The following is a 1,054-nucleotide window of genomic DNA, read 5'->3' as shown; positions in this document are numbered from 1 at the left end:
TCAGCCGCCGATGGCGTTCATGCCGCGTGCGGGTTGCAGGAAGGCGGGGTCGTTGATGGCGTGGCCGGGGAGTTTGCCGTGCACGCAGGCGCGCAGCATCCGGTCGATGCCCTCGTCGTGGACCGCGGCGGGCTGGGTGCGGAGGGTGGGGAGCAGGTCGTACTCGGTGGTGGAGAACAGGCAGTTGCGCAGCTGCCCGTCCGCGGTCAGCCGCAGCCGGTCGCAGTCGCCGCAGAACGGCGCGGTCACCGACGCGATCACCCCCACGGTGTGCGGGCCGCCGTCCAGCAGCCACCGCGCCGCCGGCGCGCCACCCCGCCCCGGCACCTCCGTCAACACCCACCGGGTCGACAGGGTGGCCAGGATCTCGGCCTGGGTGACCATCCGGTCCCGGTCCCAGGTGTGCCCGGCATCCAACGGCATCTGCTCGATGAACCGCAACTGCGCATCATGAGCGATCGCGAACTCCACCAGCTCCACCAGCTCGTCGTCGTTCACGTCCCGCATCGCCACCGCGTTCAGCTTCACCGGCCGCAACCCCGACGCCGCCGCCGCCGCGATCCCGGCCAGCACATCCTGCAACCGGTCCCGCCGGGTCAGCGCCGCGAACCGGTCCCGGCGCAGCGTGTCCAGCGAGATGTTCACCCGGGACAGACCCGCCGCCACCAGCCCCGGCAGCAGCTCCGGCAGCCGGATGCCGTTCGTGGTCATCGCCACCTGCACCCGGGCGCCGTCCGGACCGGTGATCGCGGACAGCCGGCGCACCACGTCGACGATGTCGGCGCGCAGCAACGGCTCCCCACCGGTCAGCCGGAACGTGCTGATCCCGTCCGCCGCCGCCACCCGGGCGACCTGCACGATCTCATCCACCGTCAGGATGCTGGACTTCGCCAGCCACTCATTGCCCTGCTCCGGCATGCAATACGTGCACCGCAGCGAACACCGGTCCGTGAGCGAGATCCGCAGATCCCGATGCACCCGCCCATGCGTATCCACCAACGGCGCCCCCACACCCGCCGCCACGGGCGCCTCACCCGCGGACACGCGCGCGGCA

General features: G+C 72.0%; 1 protein-coding gene. It reads right to left on the bottom strand.

Annotated features, from left to right (window positions below; translation table 11 throughout):
* Window positions 1–1,044 carry a GTP 3',8-cyclase MoaA gene (gene moaA, locus IM770_RS17770; protein WP_203582479.1) on the bottom strand — a complete coding sequence of 348 codons (1,044 nt, stop codon included), beginning with the start codon at window positions 1,042–1,044 and terminating at the stop codon, window positions 1–3.
* Between the last annotated feature and the right edge of the window lie 10 nt (window positions 1,045–1,054).

Origin of the sequence: Microbacterium hibisci (assembly GCF_015278255.1) — a bacterium.
Lineage (GTDB): Bacteria > Actinomycetota > Actinomycetes > Actinomycetales > Microbacteriaceae > Microbacterium > Microbacterium hibisci.
The sequence above is the reverse complement of the archived record's forward strand: the minus strand, read 5'-3'. Positions and strand labels throughout refer to the sequence as shown.